Genomic DNA, 21,398 nt, shown 5'->3' on the forward strand with positions numbered 1-21,398 from the left:
GGGTTAGAGGGTTTACTTGTCGTATACCGCTACCTATACTCCCCGGCCAAACTAGCTCACAGGTCGGAAGCGTATACTTTGGTCAGCTATTCCCTCAGATCTTTCACCGCGTCAGACGACCTACCCATGGCAGTGCTCGTTGACCACGAAGGTCGTCCTCCCTTCCTTCCAAATGTGTATGCCACTCTCCGATATCGAGATGTGGGCTTCGCCGTAACCACCATTGAAAAAGTGCTCCGTACCCTGGGCATGGCGTACCTGTGGGCGACTACCTGGAAACTTGACCTTGACGCAGCGTTGCGCTCAGAAACGTTCCTCTCGGTCGAGCAATGCGAAGATCTAGCTTTCTTCCTTCGTATGGATCGGGGCGCGCAAGACCAACTGGTAGCAGAGTCTCTGCAAACTCGGCCTCGTAAAATTGTGCGACTGGAACAGGTACGCAGCGGGGGTGCCCCGAACGCACCCAGAACATTGATTTCCGCAGTGGAGGGTGGATACAGAATCCGCACAGTGGCGAACTTTCTGGAGTTCAATCATGAGCGCATTAACCCAAAGGCATCCGAGAAGCCAAGGAAAGACCTTTCAAAAGCACGAGAAAGGGCCATTGCCGCGTTGCGAGCTCAAGAGCCAAGGGCTGTGCCATCAGACGAGGGAGACGCTCCGGAAGGGCTTTTGGAAGAGCTTATGGATGCCATCGATGCCGCCTTCGAGCCGGGATCCGAGACCAACCCCTTTCAGTCGGACTTTCACCAATACCGAAATCACCTGATATACCGAATCTTCAACGATACGGCGATCAGACGCAGTGAGCTTCGGTACATCAGGGTGGAAGACATCAACCATGCTACCCGCCGCGTGAAAGTGCGGGTATCAAAAACCATTGCGAGAACGCTGCCAATAACCGAGCAGACAGCATACGAATTCCATCAATTCGTCATGAACCACTGGGCGAAAATCCCGGCGAAAGCGCGAAAACATGGCTACCTCTTCACGACCAGCAAAGGCGATCACCTTTCTGTAGAAGCAATTAACTTGGCGTTCAGAGAGCTCCGCCGCAAAAACAGCTTGCCCACAAGTATTGCTCCACATGCATTACGCCGGACTTGGAATGATCGTCTGAGCAGAAAGATTGACAGCCTTCCTCCTGAAGAGCGGATGAAGCCAGAAGAAGAAAAACAGGTCAGGAACCGCCTCAATGGCTGGTCGAAAAAGTCCAAAATGGAAGAGCGTTATGCCCGAAGGCACATCCGTGAAAAAGCGGACAAAATTGCCGAAGACTTGGCTAACGATCTGAATAAAAAGAAAGAAGATTCCTCTAAATGACCTACGCAAACAACGCCATTAATAATCAACCAGCATCGCCAAGTGCAAAAAATGGCAGAGTCGTTCTATTGGACGGTCGTATAATTGAAATTCAAATGGGCCAAATCCTGCGAATCAATGACCGCGACGGCAACTCGAATCCTATGCGCCTTGACAGTTTAAGGCCCGGCAACATATTGCACGAAAGCATATATGCCTCAATTAAAACGACCTTATCTACTCATAGCCTTTCTTACAATAGAACGATCCTGTATGCCATTAGAAATTGGTTCGAACTGCCAGAAATGGCTTCCAAAGATTATATTGATATCTCAGAAATAAATTCTCTAAACAAAGTCCCATTAAGTTATAGGGCCTTTGTAATACCTTTGCTTCGCCGTATTTCAGATCTTAGCTTGCCAGGATTGTCAGATTCGGTTCTCGACTTTCTTGAACATCCATATAAGTGGGAAGAAAAGAGCACCGGCGCCTACTTTGGTTTAATTACCAATGACCCCGAAAAGGGTGCGCTTACCGAGCAGGAAATCCACAACGTTCATCATGAGCTCAATCGGGCGTATTCAAACGGGACAATCAGTCAAGCCGACTACACCATTTGTTGGTTCTTTATTGGAACAGGCGTTAGGCCGTCTCAAGCCCATAGGATGAACAAGAAAGATGTCATCATCCACAGCAAGAGCGGTATGGAGGTGACACTAAAGGTTCCATTAGCCAAAGGAGAAATGACTGCGTCTCTAGAACATTGGTTGCGTCGAGCACCTACGGTGCTCGCGGAGTGTTTGATTAGCTACCTAGACAAGCATCCGCCAGCGAACCTGGCTGGCATTGACGATCCGTTATTCGATGAGCTTTCCTCTCAAGCTCTGGGGCATCGTATGAGCTCAGTTATTCGAAAGCTGGATACATACTCAGAGCGCCTCGGAACCAAGATCGCAATCACCCCATATCGCTTTAGGTACACCCTTGCCACCAGGGCTCTGGCCCAAGGGGCTTCGGACTATGAAGTGGCGCGTTTGCTCACCCACCGAAGTACCTCATGTATCCAATACTACCGGGCATCCATGCCTGAGCTCCAAATGCCTATCCGAGAGGCGCTGGGCAAAGAAATGGGATACTTCGCACGGGCATTTCAAGGCAAGCCTATTTCAGGGCTGCACGAAGCGACCAGGGCCGGGGATCCTGACGCCGTTATCACGGACTTCATGAGGCTGATGGGAATGCCTGTTGGTGCATGTGGAACCCGCGCCGAATGCCACCAGAACGCTCCCGTCGCCTGCCTAGCTGGGTGCGCCCATTTCGAGCCTTTGCTGAGTGCACCCTGGGAAACCTTGATGTCATCTCTGGTAGCGGATCAAGAGGTCGAAACGGAGCCGAGGATCCGCCAGATCAATCACAGTGCAATGTCTGCGATTCAACAAATCATCACGATCCGCGACACATCAGAAGAAGTAATTTAAATGGGCGAAATCGTACATTTTGTTGGCAGAGACGCACTGAGTTCCCGAGAGAATCTGGAGCTATTCATTTCGCACGCCAAAGCAAACTTTCCTTTTACTAATATCGATTGGGAAAGTAATAGCTGGGACATCACTACTTTTAACATTGGGAGAGCGCAGGGAAAACTGAAGAAAGTTGCGCACTTCAAGTCAATGCGAGACGAATCTAGAAGCCGGTCAATCGTTCAAGTTCCTTTTGAAAAGGACTTCCTGTGCTTTGCAAAGGCGACATTCAGTGAGGTGATGCGCCGATTGCGTCTCGCTGAATTCAAACGGCACCTATACGCGCTCCAAGCCATTGAACAGGCACTGATTGACTCCAAACTCAGACCATGCGTTACCCAGCTAACTCCTTTCGTACTTGATAAGGCCTGTGATTTATTGACAGCTAGGTTCACTGACTCTTGGACTACGGCAAGGGTTCTGGAAAGGATCGTGACAGAGGTGGTTAACCCCGCACGACTTACACCAAGTCTATTGGAGTGGCGAAGCCCGATCCAATACAAGGCCCCGGTCAGAAACGACAGGATTGCTACCAAAGAATCCGATAAAGCTGTGGCAAGACTTCCGTCTCTAGAATCGATCCTGGCACTGGCAGAAATCCATCACACCAGCACCAACGTGTCAGATAAGCTGACAACTGCTTTTGTGTCTCTTGCCATGTATGCCCCGAGCCGGTCAGCTGAAATTTTAAGCCTTCCAGTAGACTGTCTCCGTTCAGCAGATACAAAAGACGGCCCTATTATGGGCATTGCATGGGCTCCAGCAAAAGGCGCAGGGGCGATGACCAAGTTCGCTGCCTCCGATGAGTTTGAGGCTGTGGTGAAAGAGACCGTCAGATACTTGATTGAACTTGGAGCTCCAGCACGCACCGCCGCAGCCTGGTATGCAAAAAACCCTAACGACATCTACCTTCCGCCTGACCTAGAGCACCTTCGTGGGCTGCCGATAACATTACTTGAGGCAGCAAAAATCCTCGGAAAAGAAACGGCTATCCATAGCAGCAAGGCAAAGAATTATGGACTCATAAAGACGGGCGAGATAACCCATGACCAGTCGCGATTGGAAGAAGGACTCAAATCTGGAAGTGCACCACTCTACGAGTTCAAATCGTTGGAAAAGTTTGCGCTCGGAAAGCTCCCTGCCGCCTTTCCGATCCTTGATGGGCATACCGGGCTAAAGTGGCACGAAGCACTATTCATGTTTCCAGAGAACATCCTCAGGCCAAACGCTGAGCCGCTGCTGTACGTCCCCTCATCGTTGTCGACCAATCAGTTCAATAATCAGCTAGGAGCCAATCCTGGCGGCGTTACGACGTTCAGTCGGAATAACAAGGTGAACCCCGACGGGAGCACTATCAGCATTACCACGCACGACTTCCGCCACTTGCTGAATACCCTCGCCCAAAGCAAGCACCTCAGTGAGTCTCTCATTGCTTTTTGGTCTGGTCGCAAAAACGTAAAACAGAACGAATGGTACGACCACCTGCCTCAAGAGGCCTTCATTGAGGCCTATCTGAAGCTTGGGGCCAAACAGCGGCCACTCCAGGTCGAGGGGCATCTGGAAGCCAAAGTGAATTCGATTGCAATTGCTCACGGCCTCACCCGAGAGCAGGCGCTTAAGCTGGAGCTAGGAGCGACTCACCGCACCCGCTACGGCATTTGCCGTCATGATCACGCACTCACCCCATGCCCCAAGGATAAGGACTGCGTGAGCTGTGGAGAGCACACGTTTGTGAAGGGCGACAAACGCCATCACGACGAGGCCGAGTTCCAATTCAAGCTCCACGAAAAAGCTGTCGCGGATGCTGAAGCGGCTTACGAACGTGGTGAGCCAGGCGCATCAAGGTGGCTGAAGCTTCACCAGCCTAAACTCGAACGATGGCGCCTTGTTCTGACCAAGCTGAACGATCCAACCATTGCTGATGGAACGTTTATCACATTGCCACCTCCTGACAACTCGCAGTCAAAGGCTGGGCTGGCCCAAGCCGTGAGGATCGTTAATCTAGACGCAAAAGCGCCAAAGAAATCTGAGGCAGAAGTCGATGACGATGTGGACGCCGACGAGAAGTTGCTACTGGACATGGGGTTTTTCTAAATGGGTGCGCCAAAGCTAAATGACGCCGGGATCGACAAGGCTGTACGCCTGCTGGACGGCTGGGTCGGGCTACTTACTTGGGATCGCTATCTAGCCATGCTAGAGGTAGAAATCGGCCACAAGTACACCAAGGCTGCGATGCTCCGGCAGCCACGCATCAAATCTGCCTGGGATCATGCCAAAGAGCACGCCAAGGATGACAACGGCGTAGTAAGGGTTTCTCGAAGCGCGGTTGAGACGGATAAGGCCCTGGAACGCGTCAGGCTTCTAGAGGCCCGCGTAGAGCGCCTGACACGTGAAAACAATGCTCTTCTGGAGCAGTTTGTTCGGTGGAGCCACAACGCTGTCAGGGGAGGTCTCACCTTGGATGACCTCGACCGCCCGTTGCCATATGCCAAGCCAAAAGAAATCCGGTAGACAGCAGGATGGCGTGTCGGAGCTACACCTCTAGAATGATGGTGGGCCCTAACGGTTCTACCGAAGCATTGATTTGGACGACGACGTCGAATGACGCGTCGTTGTCGGCCAGAACCCTTCTGAACACGCCCTGAATGTGCGCTTTAATCTCATCACGCTTGGCCGCAGCGTCTTGCCCGTTTACCTCTAAACTCACAGAAAAAGATGAGGTAGTCGGATCGGGCATACGCCACCCATCGACCGAAAGATCAAGGAGCTTCAATCTGACACTCGCCGCAAGGGAAACGGCGGCCTCGCTTCCATCCACTGGTCGGATCTTGTAGGCAAGGTGAAAGCGTTGGGTTGTCATAGTCTCGTCGCTACTCTTTGATTTGCATCGTGAGCTTACCCCAAACCTCTATGCCCCCAATGCCCCCCAATGCCCCCAATGCCCTTGGTTAACGATAGATTGGCTCTGCTGGCAAGAGAGAATTCGGAAAGATCAGCCTGAATGATGAAAATTTTCGAGGTCATAATCTGAATTTTTTAGCGTATACTTTCGCCACCAAAAGCAGCTCAAAAACTGCAAATGTATACGTTTTCACGATTGAGCAATGGCAAAAAATCTGCAAAACCCTTATGAGTACGGCGCGAAACCGATGTATACGCTCCCATACATAACGCTTTTGCCAGTAAGCGTTATTGAAGCCAGGCAGTCCGTGTAAGCAAAAAGCCCCTCCATGAGGGGCTTTTTGTTGCTTGCTATAGAAGAGTCGAACCGCTTCTCAAGCCATTACTTGTACGGAATGAGCTTGTCTTTCTCGATGTCCACCATCAACTCATCCAGCATTTGTCGCTTGGCTTCTACATAAGGGACCGGGACATACCAGGTGAAAACGCTCCAGCCCTCTCGTGCATAGCGATAAGACTTGAGCGGCTGGCCATCTTTGTAAACCGTACCTTGCAAGCTGTGCCCATATTTATAGGGAGCGGGAAACGTGAAAACGGTAGCGGAGTTAAGTAAGACGACGAGGTACATCACGCTGGGGTCGGTCGTATTGATACTGGTCAGCGTCAGGCTGTAACCGTCCCTGCCGAAACCGTCATTGAGCACCGAGAAAGCACCGGTATCGCGCAATGCCCTGGTAGTGTCCATGTACTGTCGCCGGTCTGTCGGGCTATTACTGTTTCTGCTGCCTTCGTTGATTGCCAGCGTTACAGGCACGTAGGGCTTTTCAGCTTTATAGTCCAAAGGCTTCATCACCGTGGCGCAGCCGCCGAGCAAGGTGAAAGTCAGCCCCAGAACCATCGCATGTCGAATATTCACTGCCCGCCCCCCACGCTGGGAAGCAAGCGGTCATGCCTGACATCCTGAGCGAATGCTCTGGCGATACGGGTGAAGTTCTGCCCCTGCATTTCACCGCCCTGATCCAGCAGGAACGTGTATTTGTGGGTATTGTTGCTGTAGCTGTATTGCTTCAAGGATTTCCCATCCTGCAGCACCGTGAATTGGGCCTGAGTCACCACTTCCTTCGATAGCGGCAGCATGAAAAGCGTCGCACAGCTGAGTAGTACCACGGGAAATGGCGGCAACTCGGTCTTCGTCTGGAATTTGACCCAGACGGTGAAATCACCCGCCTTGCCAACGCCAGGCTCGACCGCACTGAACACTCCGGTCTCACGCAGGTGGTTGCGCATTTGAGAGGCGTTGAGGGGGTCATCCACCAGCACGTGGATCGGCGCCAGGTAAGCCTGCCCGTCTGCGAGCGTCCTTTCAGGCAACGTATTGGTCGCTGTACAGCCAGCCAAAAACAGAGCAGTGGTAGCGCAAATGATTTTATTCATGGCTGTCCGCCTGTCCGCGCCGCAGACTCGACCGATTTGGAGGCCGTGTCATCCATGATGAAGGAGGCGGCGGCCTTCATATCGAGGTGAAGCAGCTCAGGCGCAGGCATTTCGGGATGCTGACGTTTGGCGATCACACCATCGCGAGCCATCTCATCACGCCACAGGAACATGCATTTCCCCTGCTGGATGCACGTAGACCGAAACTCTCCCAGGTAATACGCCTTACCGGCCTCGAGCCGCATAGGCATATTGAATTTTTCCCTCGCCTGACGGGACGTCACGATCGTGCCAAGCCCAGGCTGATAAGTGCTGGAGTAGAACTGGAAATCGTAAAATTCGTAGTCGCCGGGCTTGAGAGGAAGGACGAAGACGCTGGCTGTGCCATCCGCGTCCCTGACATCTTCGGATGTCGGGTAAGTACCGCTCATCCACACACCCGCCGCGCCGTACTGAGAGCCACGCTTGCGGAACAACAGCCGCTGATTTTCAGCCGTAGACAGGGCCAGGTATTTAGGCCCGATGGAGCCGACCAGATAGGCCGCAGGCTCGCTGGCCAGAGGCTGCAATGGTTCGCTGACCATGGATGCGTTCTGGCTGCAGCCGACGAGACCGGCCAGCAGGCCAGCCAACAGTGAGGTTTTGAAAGTATGAAACATGTACATCCTTGATCGAACTGATTTCTGCGAACAGGAAGCAGCATTTTTTGTAAGCCGCTCCCTGGCATTATCGGCGGCGCGCATTCAGGGTGCCTGAGCACTCCCGGTCGCCAGACCGGGCGATGCCACCCCTCCGTTCATCGGCTGCCGACCATTTTTCTGAAGCGAGTTCGATAGAGACAAACCGCATGCAGTGTCATCCAAAGCACGGGTTCTCCGGCCTGCGGCGCTGGAAATAAAGGGGAAGTGAACAGTGACACCGATCAGCAATGAACCTGACGGGTCGCTGCATACTCTCGAATGCCCGCGCCAGACGGCAAAGCCGGATTGTGAAGGACGAGAAAAAACTATATCTTGTGCCCATCAGTCAGAGCGACCACTATATGAACGATAGGCTTTATCTGGCAGAGCAATTTGTGCTGGGCATTGTGGTAACGCTAGCGTGCTCTGTTCTGACTGATACCTGGCAGTAAACGATCAGCGTAGAGCGAAAATCTGTATAATCCCGCGCTTGATTCAGGACGCTTTCGATGACCCATTTCAAAGGCATGAAAGTCACCCTCAGCAATCCGGATGGAAGTCTTGCGAAGCGCAGCCTTCCACCTCCTGCCAGTTTGCCCTTTCACGGGCGTCAGGATTGGCAATTGCAAAACCCGAGAGCACAGCTCACTCATTCACGCTGCCAGCGCATGTGATCGCTGCATTGGCGGCTTATATTCAAAAATTCAACCGGGCGTCGACTGGCACCCGTCAACAGGAGCCTCATCACCATGCTGAGCTGGGACGAATTCGATAAGGAAGACGGCGAAGCCACCGCCGCCAAGCCCAATCAGGCCACACAAGCCCCCGAAGCGGCCATGGATCGCCTTGACAGCGCCGGCGGTGCCGCAGCTCAGGAAGCACGCGCTGTTACAGCTGCCGACTCCGCCGCGCTGATCCGCGCCAAGAAAGCGCTCGATGCACTGGACGTTGCTGAAGGTCTGGCTGAACTGGAAGGCGCATCGGCCCGTGTCGCGGTCGACGAGAAGCGCATGATCAACTGCCGCGCCGACCTCAACCAGCTGGTGCCTTTCAAGTACGACTGGGCCTGGCAGAAGTACCTGGACGGCTGCGCAAACCACTGGATGCCGCAAGAAGTCAACATGACCGCCGACATCGCCCTCTGGAAGAATCCAGAAGGCCTGACCGACGACGAGCGCCGCATCGTGATGCGCAACCTGGGCTTCTTCTCCACCGCCGACTCCCTGGTTGCCAACAACCTCGTGCTGGCCGTGTACCGCCTGATCACCAACCCGGAGTGCCGCCAGTACATCCTGCGCCAGGCCTTCGAGGAAGCGATTCACACCCACGCCTACCAGTACTGCATCGAATCGCTGGCCATGGATGAAGGCGAGATCTTCAACATGTACCACGAGATTCCATCGGTCGCCAAAAAGGCAGCCTGGGGCCTGAAGTACACCCGTTCGATCTCCGATCCGAAGTTCGAAACCGGCACCGTCGAAACCGACAAGGAACTGCTGCGCAACCTGATCGCCTACTACTGCGTTCTGGAAGGCATCTTCTTCTACTGCGGCTTCACCCAGATCCTGTCCATGGGCCGCCGCAACAAGATGACCGGCGTCGCCGAGCAGTTCCAGTACATCCTGCGCGACGAATCCATGCACCTGAACTTCGGCATCGACGTGATCAACCAGATCAAGATCGAAAACCCGCACCTGTGGGACGCCGAAATGAAGGAAGAAGCCTCGCAGATGATCCTGCAAGGCACCCAGCTGGAAATCGAATACGCACGCGACACCATGCCGCGCGGCGTACTGGGCATGAACGCCGCGATGATGGAGGACTACCTCAAATTCATCGCCAACCGTCGCCTGTCGCAGATCGGTTTGAAGGAAGAATACCCAGGCACCACCAACCCGTTCCCATGGATGAGCGAAATCATGGACTTGAAGAAAGAGAAGAACTTCTTCGAGACGCGGGTGATTGAGTATCAGACTGGTGGGGCGTTGAGCTGGGATTGATTGGCTCGGGGTTTTATTGGTTGTGATGAAAAAGCCAGGCGCGAGAGCGGCCTGGCTTTTTTGTGGGTGATGGGTATATGTAGGGGCGAGCTTGCTCGCGATGTCTAACGCTCAGATTACGCATGCTTCCGAGCCGTCCACGCTAGCGAGAACCTGGCGCCCTTTATTCGGGACAGTACCCTTTATTTAGAGGCGAGCCTTCGCATACCGATTACGATTGAGTACCAGATCAATTCCTGTGATCCACGCCATGATGTAAACGAACCAGAAATCTTCATGGGCCAAGGGCAGTAAAAAAGTTGCGACCAGACTCCCTGCAATCAGCAGAACACCCAGCCACGACCTCAACCGCACAGGACGTACAGCGTAAGAAATCAGCAGTCCAAGAGTGAGCGGAATACCTAGAGTCACCAAGTCGTTCACTCCTGCCCTCCTCTAGCCGTCATGAGCAGCGTTCTAGAGCTGTGTTGAGGGCCAATACCGCCTTGGACCTTTGCGTCGACGGCCACAATGACATCCCCAGCATGGCGAGCATCCAGCTGACTCCTCACAAATGCCCCTGCCGCAGGGCCCGCAGGTGCCCCATACAGACCTAACGGCTTCGCTGCCAAACCGATAGCTCCCGCCACCACGCCAGCAATTTTTAGACTCTGCTGATTGAATAAGTCAGCCTGCTCTCGCGTCAGCGGAACAGATATCGCAACCACCATGTTGCATGGCCGCTGACCGGCGATCATCCTGTCGTACATATCGACGATCAGATCGCTGACCTTGTGGCATTGCGCCCCAAGCTCGCAGAAAAAGATCTGACGCAGTGCGGGACGGTCGGATGGAGCCACTGTGAAAGAGGTGACGTTGAAAACGACTCCGAAGTGTCCTTGGTATCTGTAGTTCTTTCTGTCCAATCCACTACCCTTGACGTATGTCGTGCCTTGAGAGTCAGCACGCAGCCTATCGCCTGCTGGAGGTGGTCAGAGGCTCGAGCTCGAGACAGCTGGTCGGGCAAGTACGATATAAAGGCCGGATGGTTCTGACAGAATGTGGCGAGCGCATCGAACGCGTTATAGCTCGGTCACAGCAGTGTCGGCGTGCCATCCGACGACTCGTGAACATGAGAGGAGCAAGACGATGGAATATGACGAAAAATTGATTGAAGATGCTGTGCTCGCCCTGTTAACGACTTTTAGCTCCACGCATGGAAACACGTGGAAGGGCTTTGATTTCGGAGTCATGAATCGATTGCATGAACAGGGTCTTATAGAAAACCCAGTGGGCAAACAGAAATCCGTTTGGTTGACGGCAGAAGGCATGGAGCGAGGGCGGGAGATAGCAGATCAGCTGTTCACTGTGAAGAAACTAGCTCAAAACGAAGGCCTATCCGATTGAGTAAGACAGCTTTGAATACCGGCGTAGTTAAGCCTTAGCCAGGCAAGCTAGCGGGCTGTTCTGTCAGCGCACCTTTCTCTAAGTCGAAAGGCACGACCCATAGCCTTAACCCCTTCGTAAATTCAAAAACCGGTAGGGCTTCTCGGAACGCGTGCCATCGAGGATAGATCAACATAAGGTCGCCCCGCCCCTCGAGGTATTTGTGACCGTACGCAAATAGCTGATAAAAATCCGTCTGGCCTAACCCGTAGTTTTTACTGCCTGCATCAGAATCCAAGCGTTTCCATTTTGTATCCAAAATCCAGCTTTTACCCCCTTGACTGATCATCAGGTCGGGCCGTAGCTGGAAAACTCTTTTGCCTTGATGTTCGCAAAGGAATTCGCTTCTACGCTCGACGTGTAGGGTTGCGTCCTTGGGTAAAGCTTCTCGCAAACATGCAGCAACATAGCGCTCAAATAGTTTTTCCATGGGAAACAGCAGGCTCATCCCCTGCCACTCGCCGGCAATAGCCAGCGGCGTTTGTCGCTGGATGATCAACTCACACCACGGTTTGACTGGTTGATAGTGGGCCATCAACCGATCATTGCGCCAATGCCTGAAGTCTTCGGCAGTATCGCGACTGCTCGGGATCTCCTGTAGCACAGAGCGCAATTCGTGAGATAGACGCCAATTGCCTGGGTCTTGAGTATTTTTGCAAACGACGTCCAACGCGGTTTTCAGCAGACGATTTTCAGGCCGGTCAGCGAGAAATATGTCGTGGCGAATTTGAAAATGATGCTGTCGCCCGGGCGGCTGGCGCATCTGCCGGGCAACGTTGAGCTGGCCGCGCAAATAGCGCTGCTCATCCTCCACTCGCTGGTACTCAAAACGCAGACCACGTTTGACTAAATGATCGAGTGCGTCAAGGAAACTGCCCATTACCCATTCGCTCAATGGAGCATCGAAACGCTGCAACGCAGTAGCGCCTACCTCGCGGGTCGGAAGATTCAACGACTTTTGAATCATTCGCCTGAGCAGCGCGCGGCTCTCTTGAATACAATCTCCTTCCTCAAAGTGCTTGGGCAGGATCTCGATACGGGTGCCGCATGGGGTTTCCAGCACGCCAACGTAGTTGTCGAGCTTAAGCCAGCGGCGATCTTCTAGCTGGATCAGCGCTGCGCCAGCTTTACTGAATCTCGAGCTCATTTCGCAGAGCCAATCGAAGGCCGATGCTGAAATTTGAGCTTTGTCGAGACCAGGGTTGGGGACTTCGCTGGTCGTCAGGCGGGCATACTCACGAACCGTCAGAGTCACGTTCACCCTGGCTGCTCACTCAAACACTGGACTACTTTGCGTCCCAGCGAACGTGTGTTCATTCGCCCCCCGTTCTTGGACTCCGTTGAGATACCTAGCCTTTTAGCCAGCTCTCGAAGAACAGGTTTGGTGGGTTTCTCTACAAAGCCGTTGCGCAGGACTTCAATCGCGCCGGAGCCTGTCTGACGCACCACCCTATCTTCATATCGGACTTCTTTTATCTCGTAACGCGCAGTTATCGAGGCCGACGTTACGGTGTGATCGATGATCCCCAGATATGCATCAACGTTAGTGAACGCAGCGGGGTTCAGCTCCCAACGCTCATTGTTCTGGCTAACCGTCACGGAATCGCCAAATAGGCTGCCTAGATCCTGGCTCGGTTGGAGCAGGAACTGATTTTCAACGGGCTTGCGCTGATCGTTTAGCACCCACTGAATACGCTGCCAGTCCTCGAAGAAATACTCCTGAAGCAAAGGCAAAATCTGCTGACGGAATATTCCCCCCAAGCGCTCTAGCGTGGGCTCGTCTTTGAGAGGCATAAAGTAGGCGTGACCAAGACAGTGGTCACGATCTAACAACACTGCAATCCGCTGGTTCATTACATCGAGCAGTTCATCGATCGCGATGCCGTCAACCACCACCTCATCGAGTAAAGCCGGCTCTGGCGGTATTTCGATGAATGTGAAACGTCGGCGCAGCGCAATATCTAGAGCAGCTAGCGAGCGATCAGCGGTGTTCATTGTGCCGATTAGGTGGACAGTGCTGGGGATGCTAAACCGTTCCTTGGAATAAGGTAACGTCACCTCTAACGCTTCGGACGCGCCAGTACGTTTGGACGGTTCGATCAGGGTGATGAGTTCGCCAAAGATGCGGGAAATGTTGCCGCGATTGATCTCATCGATAATCAGCACCTTGGGGCTGTTTTGGTTAGAAAGCTTAGGCTCAAACGACAGCTTTCCGGATCCACGATCCGTCTCTCCAACGATCTGGGCCACCAACGACGGGATGAGGTTTTTGTAACCGTTGACCAGATAGGGTTCGAGCGTCAAACCAGTCGCTTTTTTATCCCACTCACCATTTCGGAGATCATCAATCGTAAACGTGCCGGCTTTTACATGATCAGCAAGACCGTTAAGAAGACTCATGCCAATTGGCAGATGTTTGCCCTGAGGCTTCTCAATCTCGACCACATCGGCAGTGGAGCGCACGACCTTATAGCCAGTGCCGTATCTGTCGCCTACTTTAAAGGGGCCGCTTTTATCTGACTGCTGAGTACACAGGCTCTTGAAAACCCCTGGAACGACGCTGTAGCGCAGTTGACCATCTTCACCACTTTCGGCTCGCAGGCCTTCTACGAAATCTTCATAGCTAAAACTTTGGTGAAACGTGACGAAAAGAACGCTTCCTGAATCAGCGAGTTCATCAAATCGTTTTTTCAACAAAGCACGCTGATGGTCCCCTTGATGAGCAGCCAGAAAATCCGGATCAAGAATTTCCAGAGTCGCTTCAATGGTTGCGTAGGTTTTCCCGGTCCCAGGCGGGCCGAAGAAAATTTGATTGAGCGGAGGCATCTGGGAAACGTCCTTGTAGGAAGATTCCGACACCATAGCCAGATGGCCAGTATGGGTAAAGCGAAAACCAATTCTGGTTCTGCGCCCGAGGCCTTGCGCCGCCTGATCGGCCGGTCGAGCGCACGATTCGCGACCTGGACTCTGTTTAGCATCGCGTGATAACGCTCGTTTACTTGTCCGTGCCGCATCTGAGTTAACGGTGTTGCAATGGCCGGGGCTGTCAGTGAGTTTGTTGCATTGGCAAAGCGAACCGTGGATTCGGCTCCGGGACATGCCGACGATGTTGCCGCATTCGCAGGTGCAGGCTGAATCTGGGGCTCGGCGGGCTGGCAGGCCTTGGTGGCAGGCGGCGTGTGAGAGGCTGCGGTTGAGCTGAATGGTTGGAGGTGGCCGCTCGGTGCGGCCATCGGTTGCAGGTTATTCGGGATCGCGCTGTGCCTGGCTCTGTTCTTTCTTGCGTTCGATGGCCAGTTCGGTCAGGGCGATGATGCGGTCGTAGCGCACCATCGTCATTTGGGACTGGCAGCACATGAGGTAGAAAATCCCGGCGGCCGCCACGACGAAGCCCCAGTGCCAGGGTGAGGTGGTGATGCCGGCATCGGTGAGGAATTTGTAGACGGCGGTCAGGCCCGCGAACATGGCGAGAGTGCCCGGAAAGATGCCGAGTTTTTCCAGCGAGCCGGTTACAAGGTGGGTGCGTTTTTCCAGGCCGCTGCGTTCGTTCTTGAGTTCGACGATGCCGAGTTTCAATGTCTCGGTGGAGAGCGTTATCAGTTGCGGCAGGTAGTGGGCGTCCACTTGCATGACGGTTTTGACGTTTGCCTTCAACTGGCTGATGAAGGGGTCGGAGACCAGCCGTTTGAGTTCGTGTCTGGAAAGCCAGAGACGCACAAGCGGGTAGATGAAGAGCGTCAGGTAAGAGACGGCGATCAGTCCCCACGACACTGTGAAGATCCATTCCATCGAGTCGATAAGGCCGGCCGGTGCCAGCAGTACGGCGAGGATCGAAGGCCCTATAAGGCCGAACCAGAAGACGCGGTGGTCGATTCGGGAGGCGCGGCTGGATCGGCGTTGCGCCCGGCTTTCTCCGACAGCGTTTTTGTAGGCGTTTTCGATGTCGGCGGTGATTTGCAGGTATTGGTCTACTTCAGTGTTCATGCGGATCTCTGGCGGCTGGGCGTGCCGGGGTAGCGCGCTTGGGGAGATATATGAACGGTTGATGGGGTGGGGAATTCATTGGCTGGTGATTTGGGGTGTGGGATGGGTCTGATTGTGTGGTGGGCGGGTTCTGACCTGGGGGTTGGGGTGGGGGTTGTCGCGAGCAAGCTCCTTCCCACAGGTTTTGCGGTGTGCAGGATAGTTTTAGTGTTCTGGAGACACATATCGCCAGCAAGCTGGCTCCTACGCGGTCCGTGTGACGCGGTTGCAGGGGCGGCGTGATAGGAGTAGGAGCCAGCTTGCTGGCGATGGGCGATAGCGCACACTGCGTCATTGCTATCGCCAGCAAGCTGGCTCCTACGCGGGTTAGTGTGACGCAACCTCTCAACCAGTCAGGTGCAGGAAGTGCATGTAGCGCTCGTACTGGTCGAGGATGTCGCCGATGACGTCTTCCTTGGACCAGCCCATGATGTCGTGGTCTTGACCGCCTTCGCGCAGGTGGACTTGGGCTCGGAAGTATTTGCGTTCTTCACTGTCTTTCTCGCCCATGACGAAGCTGGGCATCGAGTAGGCGTGGGGGCGGACCTGGTAGACGAATTCGGTCTTGTCCTGTGCGCCGACGATCAGGCGCACGCCGCCGTCTTCGCCGTCTTCGACCACGCATTCATAACCTTGGCGACGCCATTCTTCGGCCACCGAGACGCAAGCGGGCTTGGCGGTTTCGCTGATGAAGCGCACTACGTGGGCGCGGCGCGGGAACATTGCCATGGTGCGCAGGCGACGCTGCCAGCTGCCGGGCGTGCGCGCGGTAGGTGGCGAGATGGACTGGTAGCGCAGGCCGCGTTTGGTGGCGTCCAGTTTGAGGGCCTTGAGCAGGCCGCGCATGCTGAACAGCAGCGCGATGGTGAATGGCAGCGCGCTGGCGATGGTCGCGGTCTGCAGGGATTTCAGGCCGCCGGCCAGCAGTAGCGCGATGGCAACCAGGCCCATGCTCGATGCCCAGAACACGCGCTGTTTGATCGGCGTGTTGTCCTGTCCGCCGGACGCCAGCATGTCGACAACCATGGCGCCGGAGTCGGCGGAGGTGACGAAGAACACCACTACCATGATCACTGCCAGCAGCGAAATCACCGTGGAGAACGGGAAGTGCTGGAGAAAGGCGAACAGCGCCAGCGCAGTGTCCTTGTCGATAGCGGTGGCCAGATCGGTGACGCCTTCAGTGAGGATCATGTGTATGGCGGTGTTGCCGAACACGGTCATCCACAACAGGGTGAACGCGGTGGGCACCAGCAGCACGCCGGTCACGAATTCGCGAATGGTGCGGCCGCGCGAGATGCGGGCGATGAACAGGCCCACGAACGGCGACCAGGCCAGCCACCAGCCCCAGTAGAACAGTGTCCAGCCGCCGATCCAGTCAGTGGGTTGATAGGCGTAGAGATTCAAGGTCCGGCTGACGATTTCCGTCAGGTAGCCACCGGTGTTCTGAACAAAGGTCTGGAAGATCAGGACGGTCGGACCCAGCAGCATGACCATCAGCAACAGCAACACGGCCAGGCCGAGGTTGAGTTCGGACAGTCGGCGAACGCCCTTGTCCAGGCCACTGACCACAGAAAGAGTCGCCAGCCCGGTAGTGCCAATGATGAGGATGATTTGCACCGGGATGGAAATAGGTACACCGAACAGCGCGTTCAGCCCGGTATTGATTTGGGAAACGCCAAAACCCAGGGACGTCGCGACGCCCAGCACCGTGCCGATGATGGCGAAAATATCCACCGCATGGCCGATCGGGCCGTAGATCCGGTCGCCAATCAGCGGGTACAGCGCGGAACGCAGTGTAAGCGGCAAACCGTGCCGGTAGCTGAAGTAGGCGAGGATCAGCGCCACAATGGCGTAGATCGCCCAGGCATGCAGGCCCCAGTGAAAGAAGGTGATCTTCATGGCCTCGCGCGCGGCTTCGACGGTATGGCCTTCGCCGATGGGCGGGTTGAGGAAGTGCATCACCGGTTCCGCCACGCCGAAGAACATCAGGCCGATGCCCATGCCCGCCGAAAACAGCATCGCGAACCAAGTGCCATTGCTGTAATCGGGGGTGCTGTGGTCCGGGCCGAGTTTGATGTCGCCGTAACGGCTGATGCCGAGGAAGATCACCGTACCCAGGATGATCGCCACTGACAGGATGTAGACCCAGCTGACGTTGGTGATGATCCAGTCCTGAATGGCCGAGAACACCACTTGGGCGTTCTCCTGAAAGACGCTGGCGTAAATCACCAGAACGAGCAGGAGCAGAGCCGAGGTCCAGAAAACCGGACGATTGATGGTTGACGTCTTGGCGGTTTCGCCTGTGGGGGCCATGTGAAGCGTTCTCCTTAGTCTGGCGCGCGATTGCGCTGGACACTTCAAAGGGTGGGCTTGGTATGGACCCCCGCCCGGCGTCATCGTTTCGCGAGTCGGGCGAGGTGGCGTTGCGAGGTATGGGCGGGTCGGTCGTGGTGAGTTGTATCGTAGTAGGACGGATCGCCAGCAAGCTGGCTCCTACAGGTGCATGTGTAGGAGCCAGCTTGCTGGCGATCCGCCCTGCTGGCGATCAGCGATTGAACCGCTCCGCCAGGCTGTGCAGGTACTCCGCCATTTCCTCCAGTTCGCGACTGATGCTGGAGCCTTGTTGTGCCTGGTCAGCGCTCTGGTCGCAGAGTTGGGCGATGCGGGTGATCTGCTGGCTGAGGTTTTCCGCGACGTGGGTCTGCTCTTCGGACGCGCTCGCCATTTGCTGGCTCATGCCGGTGATGCGGGTCACGGCGTGGCTGATGCCGTCGAGGGCCTGTTGCACGGCTTCGACGCTGGCGACGCTTTCCTGGGAAATCTCCTCGCCGCGGTTGGCGGTCGCCACTGCGCGGTCGGCGCCGTCACGCAGGGAGGTGATGATCTGCTGAATCTGCTCGGTCGAGGCCTGGGTCCGTGAGGCCAGCGAGCGGACTTCATCAGCGACCACGGCGAACCCGCGCCCCTGCTCGCCCGCGCGAGCGGCTTCGATGGCGGCGTTCAAGGCCAGCAGGTTGGTCTGCTGGGCAATGGCGGTGATCACGTCGACGACGCTGCCAATGGACTGGGTCGCGCCGGCAAGCTCGCCCACTGCATGACCGATCTCGGTGACCGAGTTGGCCATGTGCCGGATGGCCAGCAGGCTGTCGTCGGCCAGACCACGACCTTGTTGCGCCAGCTTGTCGGCCTCTTCCGCCGCGTGCGCGGTGCTCTGGACGTTGTGGGTCACTTCCTGAATGGTCGCCGCCATCTGGTTGATGGCAGTGGCCGACTGGTCGGTTTCACTGCGCTGTTGTTCCAGCGACTGGGCCTGGCGATGGGACAACTGCGCCGATTGCCCGGCGTGCTGGCGAACGCTTTCGCCGGTGTCGACCAGACGGGTCAGCGCGGTTTGCAGGCGTGCTTCCTCGCTGAGCATCGCCAAGTCCAGCTGCGCCTGAGGGCCGCGGTTATCGCTGTAGGTCAACGCGACCAGTTCACTGGTGAAGGCTTTGGGATGTTCGTCCAGGGTCTTGCGAATGGTGTTGCGCTGACGGATTTCCAGAAACGCGCCCAGCGCCAGCAGCACGATGAGGGTCGCGGCGAACGACGCATTGTCGTCCAGCAGATAGTTGCTGGCCGCCAGCAGCAGTGCGCAAATGATCATCGGCAACTGGCGCAGCAGATGGTAAGCGGCGCTGGCGACTGGTGAAACGGCGGACTTGCCGGCACGCAACCGCGCGTACAGAGCCTCGGCGCGGCGCACCTGATCTCGGGTCGGCACCGAGCGTACCGATTCGTAGCCAACGATGCGACCATTCTCGTATACCGCTGTCACATAGGCGCTGACCCAGTAATAATCGCCCTGTTTGGAGCGGTTCTTGACCACGCCCATCCAGGGTTTGCCCTGCTTGATGGTTTCCCACATGTGGGCAAACACCGAGGGCGGCATATCGGGGTGACGAACCAGGTTATGAGGCTGGCCCAGCAACTCTTCGCGGGTGAAACCGCTGAGCGACACGAACGCGTCGTTGCAGTAGGTGATGCGACTGTCGAGGTCGGTGGTGGAAATTAAACGTTCAGACGCCGGAAAGGTTCTTTCTGTCTGGGTTACCGGCATATTCACACGCATTGACGAGACCTCTCCCTGATAAACACACAATATCCCGGGCACGCAGTGAAGGTTTAGCACAGCATGACAAGGGCACAAGCAGCCCTGCGCATTCCTTGTATCGACGCTGACGCTCCCGCCTTGAACCGCGTCCGACAGAATGTGACAACTTGATGTAGATGAGCGTGGCTTCAACCGGCTGACCAGCCAGTGAATACAGGGCTTTAAACATACCTGCGCGACGACATGACGCAGTCCGCCGCTGTTACGATTTTCATGAGGAAACACGATGTTCCGGTTCGATTTAAAAGCAGTCATCGCCTGTCTCGCCTTGCTGAGCGCGGTGGCGCCCGTCGGTGTTCAGGCCGAGACGAAGGCCAAATCCTCCAGCCAGGCGACCGTGGAAAAGGTGTCGGTGCTCGACGGCAAACTGAGCTTCACGCTCCCCGCGGGTTTCAAAAAAGATCCGATGCCCGAGATCGACGCCAAGGCTGTGGCCCAGGGCGTAACCGGCTCGCTCTATACCCACCAGGCGGAAAAGCGCGTGCTGATCATCACTGAAATGCCCATTCCCATGGGCGTGGAAGCCACCGACAACGACGCCGAGGTTCTGGACGGCTTGCTGGTCGGGCAGCAGGCGCATCAAAGCGGCAGCTATAAGGACTTCAAGAAGCTGGCCGAAAAGAAAATCGTCAAGAAAAACGGACTGGGCGTAGGTCAGCTCGATACGTCCGTGACCATGAGCGGCGCGCCCGTGCTGAGCACCACGCTGGTCGCCGCTTCCGGCAAGCGCGCGGCGATTCTCAATGTGGTGTCCCGGGCGGCCAATGCCGAGCAGCACAAGGCTATGGTCAAGACCGTGATCGGGGAGTAGGCCGGTTTTTGCGAGCGCTTCGCACTCGGTCGCGAGCAAGCTCCTCCCACAAGGTTTGCGCTAGCCCCTGGGAGGGAGCTTGCTCGCGACGAAAGCGACACGGTCTATCGGCTAGAATCGCCAGCAAGCTGGCTCCTACACGAGGTCTGTCCCCAGCTCAATCCACCCGCAGGTTCTGCGACAGCAGCTCGACCAGCGTGTGAACCTTGGGCAGGGCTTGGCGGCTGCGGGGCCAGGCGAGGTGCAGGGTCAGGCCCTGGGTGGTGAGGTCGGGAAGGATCTGCACCAGTTCGCCGCTTTCCAGCTTGTCCTTGATCAGCCAGGTCGCCAGTTGCGCAATGCCGGCACCTCGGGTCACCGCCGCGATCTGGCCCTCGCCGTTGCCGATCACCAGCCTGGGTTCCACCAGACGGGTTTCCACTTGCCCGTGCTCGTCGGTGAAAAGCCAGGGGCTTACCCGACCATCTCCCCTTCCGTAGGAAATGCAGGCGTGTCCGGCCAGCTCCTCGAAACTGCGCGGTTCCCCGTGCCGGGCCAGGTAGCCGGGCGATGCGCAGAACACCAGGCGCTCGGCACCCAGCGATCGATGCGCCAACCCCGCGGGCCAGACCTGCGAGCCGCCAATGCGCACGGCTAAATCTATGCCCTCCTCCAGGATGTCGGCGAACCGGTCCGTAAAGGTCACGCGTGCCCGGACTTTGGGATAGTGGTCGGCGAAGTCGAGTATCAAGGGCAGTACATGCAAGCGTCCGAACGTCGCCGGCAGGTCGATGCGCAATTGTCCGGCCGGCTCCGCGCGCTGGGCGGCCAGCGCAGTCTCGGCGTCTTCCAGATCAGCCAGAATCCGCAGGCATACGCCATGATAGGCCTTGCCCTCCTCGGTCAATGAAAGGCTGCGCGTCGTGCGTTCGAACAGTCGCATGCCCAGCCGGGCCTCCAGCCGCGCCACACTTTTACTGACCGCCGAGTTGGTAACGTTCAGACGCTCTGCCGCTGCAGTAAAGCTGCCTGCGCCGGCCACCGCGACAAAAGTGGCGATGCCTTTCAAACGATCGGATGACATGACACAACTCATTAATGAACTTATTTCCATAATGCATGGAAAAATCGCCAAAGATAAGAAATCATTTCTGCAATAAAGTAGCCGAC

At 55.9% G+C, this 21,398-nt stretch carries 20 protein-coding genes and 1 pseudogene; 8 read left to right on the forward strand and 13 right to left on the reverse strand.

Annotation, left to right across the window (positions count from 1 at the left end):
- Positions 1-126: 126 nt before the first annotated feature.
- Genes TRP66_RS06505 through TRP66_RS06520 form a run of 4 tightly spaced genes read left to right on the forward strand, consistent with a single transcriptional unit; the run spans position 127 to position 5,333 of the window.
- Positions 127-1,323 (forward strand): tyrosine-type recombinase/integrase, encoded by a 1,197-nt coding sequence (locus TRP66_RS06505; protein WP_236454051.1) that lies wholly within the window; start codon positions 127-129, stop codon positions 1,321-1,323.
- A complete protein-coding gene (locus tag TRP66_RS06510) occupies positions 1,320-2,780 on the forward strand; it encodes a site-specific integrase (RefSeq protein WP_131672224.1) in 1,461 nt (486 codons plus the stop codon). Before TRP66_RS06505 ends, TRP66_RS06510 begins: the two co-directional genes overlap by 4 nt.
- Positions 2,781-4,916, forward strand: coding sequence for a hypothetical protein (locus tag TRP66_RS06515; RefSeq protein ID WP_131672225.1), 2,136 nt, complete (start codon positions 2,781-2,783; stop codon positions 4,914-4,916).
- Positions 4,917-5,333 (forward strand): hypothetical protein, encoded by a 417-nt coding sequence (locus tag TRP66_RS06520; protein ID WP_131672226.1) that lies wholly within the window; start codon positions 4,917-4,919, stop codon positions 5,331-5,333. It abuts the gene before it with no gap.
- 22 nt (positions 5,334-5,355) lie between these two features.
- Here the strand turns inward: TRP66_RS06520 and TRP66_RS06525 are convergent, their stop codons facing one another.
- The 4 genes from TRP66_RS06525 to TRP66_RS06540 form a co-directional block, all read right to left on the reverse strand.
- Positions 5,356-5,682, reverse strand: coding sequence for a hypothetical protein (locus TRP66_RS06525; protein ID WP_131672227.1), 327 nt, complete (start codon positions 5,680-5,682; stop codon positions 5,356-5,358).
- A gap of 423 nt (positions 5,683-6,105) precedes the next feature.
- Positions 6,106-6,639, reverse strand: a complete 534-nt coding sequence (locus tag TRP66_RS06530) for a hypothetical protein (protein WP_333400550.1) — start codon at positions 6,637-6,639, stop codon at positions 6,106-6,108.
- Positions 6,636-7,157 (reverse strand): hypothetical protein, encoded by a 522-nt coding sequence (locus TRP66_RS06535; protein ID WP_333400551.1) that lies wholly within the window; start codon positions 7,155-7,157, stop codon positions 6,636-6,638. The genes TRP66_RS06530 and TRP66_RS06535 overlap by 4 nt, the downstream gene beginning before the upstream one ends.
- The gene (locus tag TRP66_RS06540; RefSeq protein WP_333400552.1) at positions 7,154-7,816 is read right to left on the reverse strand and encodes a hypothetical protein; all 663 of its coding nucleotides are present in this window, start codon (positions 7,814-7,816) and stop codon (positions 7,154-7,156) included. The genes TRP66_RS06535 and TRP66_RS06540 overlap by 4 nt, the downstream gene beginning before the upstream one ends.
- A gap of 530 nt (positions 7,817-8,346) precedes the next feature.
- Between TRP66_RS06540 and TRP66_RS06545 the strand changes: the two genes are divergently transcribed.
- Together TRP66_RS06545 and TRP66_RS06550 are read left to right on the forward strand one after the other, a co-directional pair.
- Positions 8,347-8,511, forward strand: a complete 165-nt coding sequence (locus TRP66_RS06545; RefSeq protein WP_333400553.1) for a hypothetical protein — start codon at positions 8,347-8,349, stop codon at positions 8,509-8,511.
- Between the two features lie 75 nt (positions 8,512-8,586).
- Positions 8,587-9,837, forward strand: coding sequence for a ribonucleotide-diphosphate reductase subunit beta (locus TRP66_RS06550; protein ID WP_333400554.1), 1,251 nt, complete (start codon positions 8,587-8,589; stop codon positions 9,835-9,837).
- Positions 9,838-10,023: 186 nt separating this feature from the next.
- On the opposite strand, the gene TRP66_RS06555 is transcribed toward TRP66_RS06550, so the two are convergent.
- Both TRP66_RS06555 and TRP66_RS06560 read right to left on the reverse strand, forming a co-directional pair.
- A complete protein-coding gene (locus TRP66_RS06555; protein ID WP_333400555.1) occupies positions 10,024-10,260 on the reverse strand; it encodes a hypothetical protein in 237 nt (78 codons plus the stop codon).
- Positions 10,257-10,742 (reverse strand): hypothetical protein, encoded by a 486-nt coding sequence (locus TRP66_RS06560; protein WP_333400556.1) that lies wholly within the window; start codon positions 10,740-10,742, stop codon positions 10,257-10,259. Before TRP66_RS06560 ends, TRP66_RS06555 begins: the two co-directional genes overlap by 4 nt.
- A gap of 223 nt (positions 10,743-10,965) precedes the next feature.
- Here TRP66_RS06560 and TRP66_RS06565 point away from each other — a divergent pair, with 223 nt between their 5' ends.
- Positions 10,966-11,223: a DUF6429 family protein gene (locus tag TRP66_RS06565; RefSeq protein WP_333400557.1), complete on the forward strand. Its 258-nt coding sequence runs from the start codon at positions 10,966-10,968 to the stop codon at positions 11,221-11,223.
- A 34-nt stretch (positions 11,224-11,257) separates the two neighbouring features.
- Here TRP66_RS06565 and TRP66_RS06570 read toward each other — a convergent pair whose 3' ends face one another.
- From TRP66_RS06570 to TRP66_RS23540, 6 genes and pseudogenes are all read right to left on the reverse strand, one after another.
- Positions 11,258-12,523 carry an McrC family protein gene (locus tag TRP66_RS06570; protein WP_333400558.1) on the reverse strand — a complete coding sequence of 422 codons (1,266 nt, stop codon included), beginning with the start codon at positions 12,521-12,523 and terminating at the stop codon, positions 11,258-11,260.
- Positions 12,520-14,088 (reverse strand): McrB family protein, encoded by a 1,569-nt coding sequence (locus TRP66_RS06575; protein WP_333400559.1) that lies wholly within the window; start codon positions 14,086-14,088, stop codon positions 12,520-12,522. The genes TRP66_RS06570 and TRP66_RS06575 overlap by 4 nt, the downstream gene beginning before the upstream one ends.
- Positions 14,089-14,505: 417 nt before the next feature.
- Positions 14,506-15,246: a hypothetical protein gene (locus TRP66_RS06585; RefSeq protein ID WP_333400560.1), complete on the reverse strand. Its 741-nt coding sequence runs from the start codon at positions 15,244-15,246 to the stop codon at positions 14,506-14,508.
- Between the two features lie 384 nt (positions 15,247-15,630).
- Positions 15,631-17,598, reverse strand: coding sequence for a BCCT family transporter (locus TRP66_RS06590; protein WP_333400561.1), 1,968 nt, complete (start codon positions 17,596-17,598; stop codon positions 15,631-15,633).
- Between the two features lie 232 nt (positions 17,599-17,830).
- A complete protein-coding gene (locus TRP66_RS06595; protein ID WP_442965182.1) occupies positions 17,831-18,856 on the reverse strand; it encodes a methyl-accepting chemotaxis protein in 1,026 nt (341 codons plus the stop codon).
- Between the two features lie 258 nt (positions 18,857-19,114).
- A pseudogene (locus TRP66_RS23540) lies at positions 19,115-19,693 on the reverse strand (PAS domain-containing protein); the annotation flags it as partial.
- On the opposite strand from TRP66_RS23540, the gene TRP66_RS06600 reads away from it, so the two are divergent.
- Complete coding sequence (locus TRP66_RS06600) at positions 19,665-20,249, forward strand: polyribonucleotide nucleotidyltransferase (protein ID WP_333400563.1); 585 nt, start codon at positions 19,665-19,667, stop codon at positions 20,247-20,249. The pseudogene TRP66_RS23540 and the gene TRP66_RS06600 sit on opposite strands and share 29 nt — an antisense overlap.
- Positions 20,250-20,406: 157 nt before the next feature.
- Here the strand turns inward: TRP66_RS06600 and TRP66_RS06605 are convergent, their stop codons facing one another.
- Complete coding sequence (locus TRP66_RS06605; RefSeq protein WP_333400564.1) at positions 20,407-21,324, reverse strand: LysR family transcriptional regulator; 918 nt, start codon at positions 21,322-21,324, stop codon at positions 20,407-20,409.
- Positions 21,325-21,398: the final 74 nt, after the last annotated feature.

Source organism: Pseudomonas sp. JDS28PS106, assembly GCF_036706555.1.
Classification (GTDB): Bacteria; Pseudomonadota; Gammaproteobacteria; order Pseudomonadales; family Pseudomonadaceae; genus Aquipseudomonas.

What these genes read in the sequence shown, in the direction of transcription:
- TRP66_RS06505 (WP_236454051.1), top strand. Translation starts at nt 127, where the DNA reads ATGGCAGTGCTCGTTGACCACGAAGGTCGTCCTCCCTTCCTTCCAAAT.
- TRP66_RS06510 (WP_131672224.1), top strand. Translation starts at nt 1,320, where the DNA reads ATGACCTACGCAAACAACGCCATTAATAATCAACCAGCATCGCCAAGT.
- TRP66_RS06515 (WP_131672225.1), top strand. Translation starts at nt 2,781, where the DNA reads ATGGGCGAAATCGTACATTTTGTTGGCAGAGACGCACTGAGTTCCCGA.
- TRP66_RS06520 (WP_131672226.1), top strand. Translation starts at nt 4,917, where the DNA reads ATGGGTGCGCCAAAGCTAAATGACGCCGGGATCGACAAGGCTGTACGC.
- TRP66_RS06525 (WP_131672227.1), bottom strand. Translation starts at nt 5,682, where the DNA reads ATGACAACCCAACGCTTTCACCTTGCCTACAAGATCCGACCAGTGGAT.
- TRP66_RS06535 (WP_333400551.1), bottom strand. Translation starts at nt 7,157, where the DNA reads ATGAATAAAATCATTTGCGCTACCACTGCTCTGTTTTTGGCTGGCTGT.
- TRP66_RS06540 (WP_333400552.1), bottom strand. Translation starts at nt 7,816, where the DNA reads ATGTTTCATACTTTCAAAACCTCACTGTTGGCTGGCCTGCTGGCCGGT.
- TRP66_RS06545 (WP_333400553.1), top strand. Translation starts at nt 8,347, where the DNA reads ATGACCCATTTCAAAGGCATGAAAGTCACCCTCAGCAATCCGGATGGA.
- TRP66_RS06550 (WP_333400554.1), top strand. Translation starts at nt 8,587, where the DNA reads ATGCTGAGCTGGGACGAATTCGATAAGGAAGACGGCGAAGCCACCGCC.
- TRP66_RS06565 (WP_333400557.1), top strand. Translation starts at nt 10,966, where the DNA reads ATGGAATATGACGAAAAATTGATTGAAGATGCTGTGCTCGCCCTGTTA.
- TRP66_RS06575 (WP_333400559.1), bottom strand. Translation starts at nt 14,088, where the DNA reads ATGCCTCCGCTCAATCAAATTTTCTTCGGCCCGCCTGGGACCGGGAAA.
- TRP66_RS06585 (WP_333400560.1), bottom strand. Translation starts at nt 15,246, where the DNA reads ATGAACACTGAAGTAGACCAATACCTGCAAATCACCGCCGACATCGAA.
- TRP66_RS06590 (WP_333400561.1), bottom strand. Translation starts at nt 17,598, where the DNA reads ATGGCCCCCACAGGCGAAACCGCCAAGACGTCAACCATCAATCGTCCG.
- TRP66_RS06600 (WP_333400563.1), top strand. Translation starts at nt 19,665, where the DNA reads ATGTTCCGGTTCGATTTAAAAGCAGTCATCGCCTGTCTCGCCTTGCTG.
- TRP66_RS06605 (WP_333400564.1), bottom strand. Translation starts at nt 21,324, where the DNA reads ATGAGTTGTGTCATGTCATCCGATCGTTTGAAAGGCATCGCCACTTTT.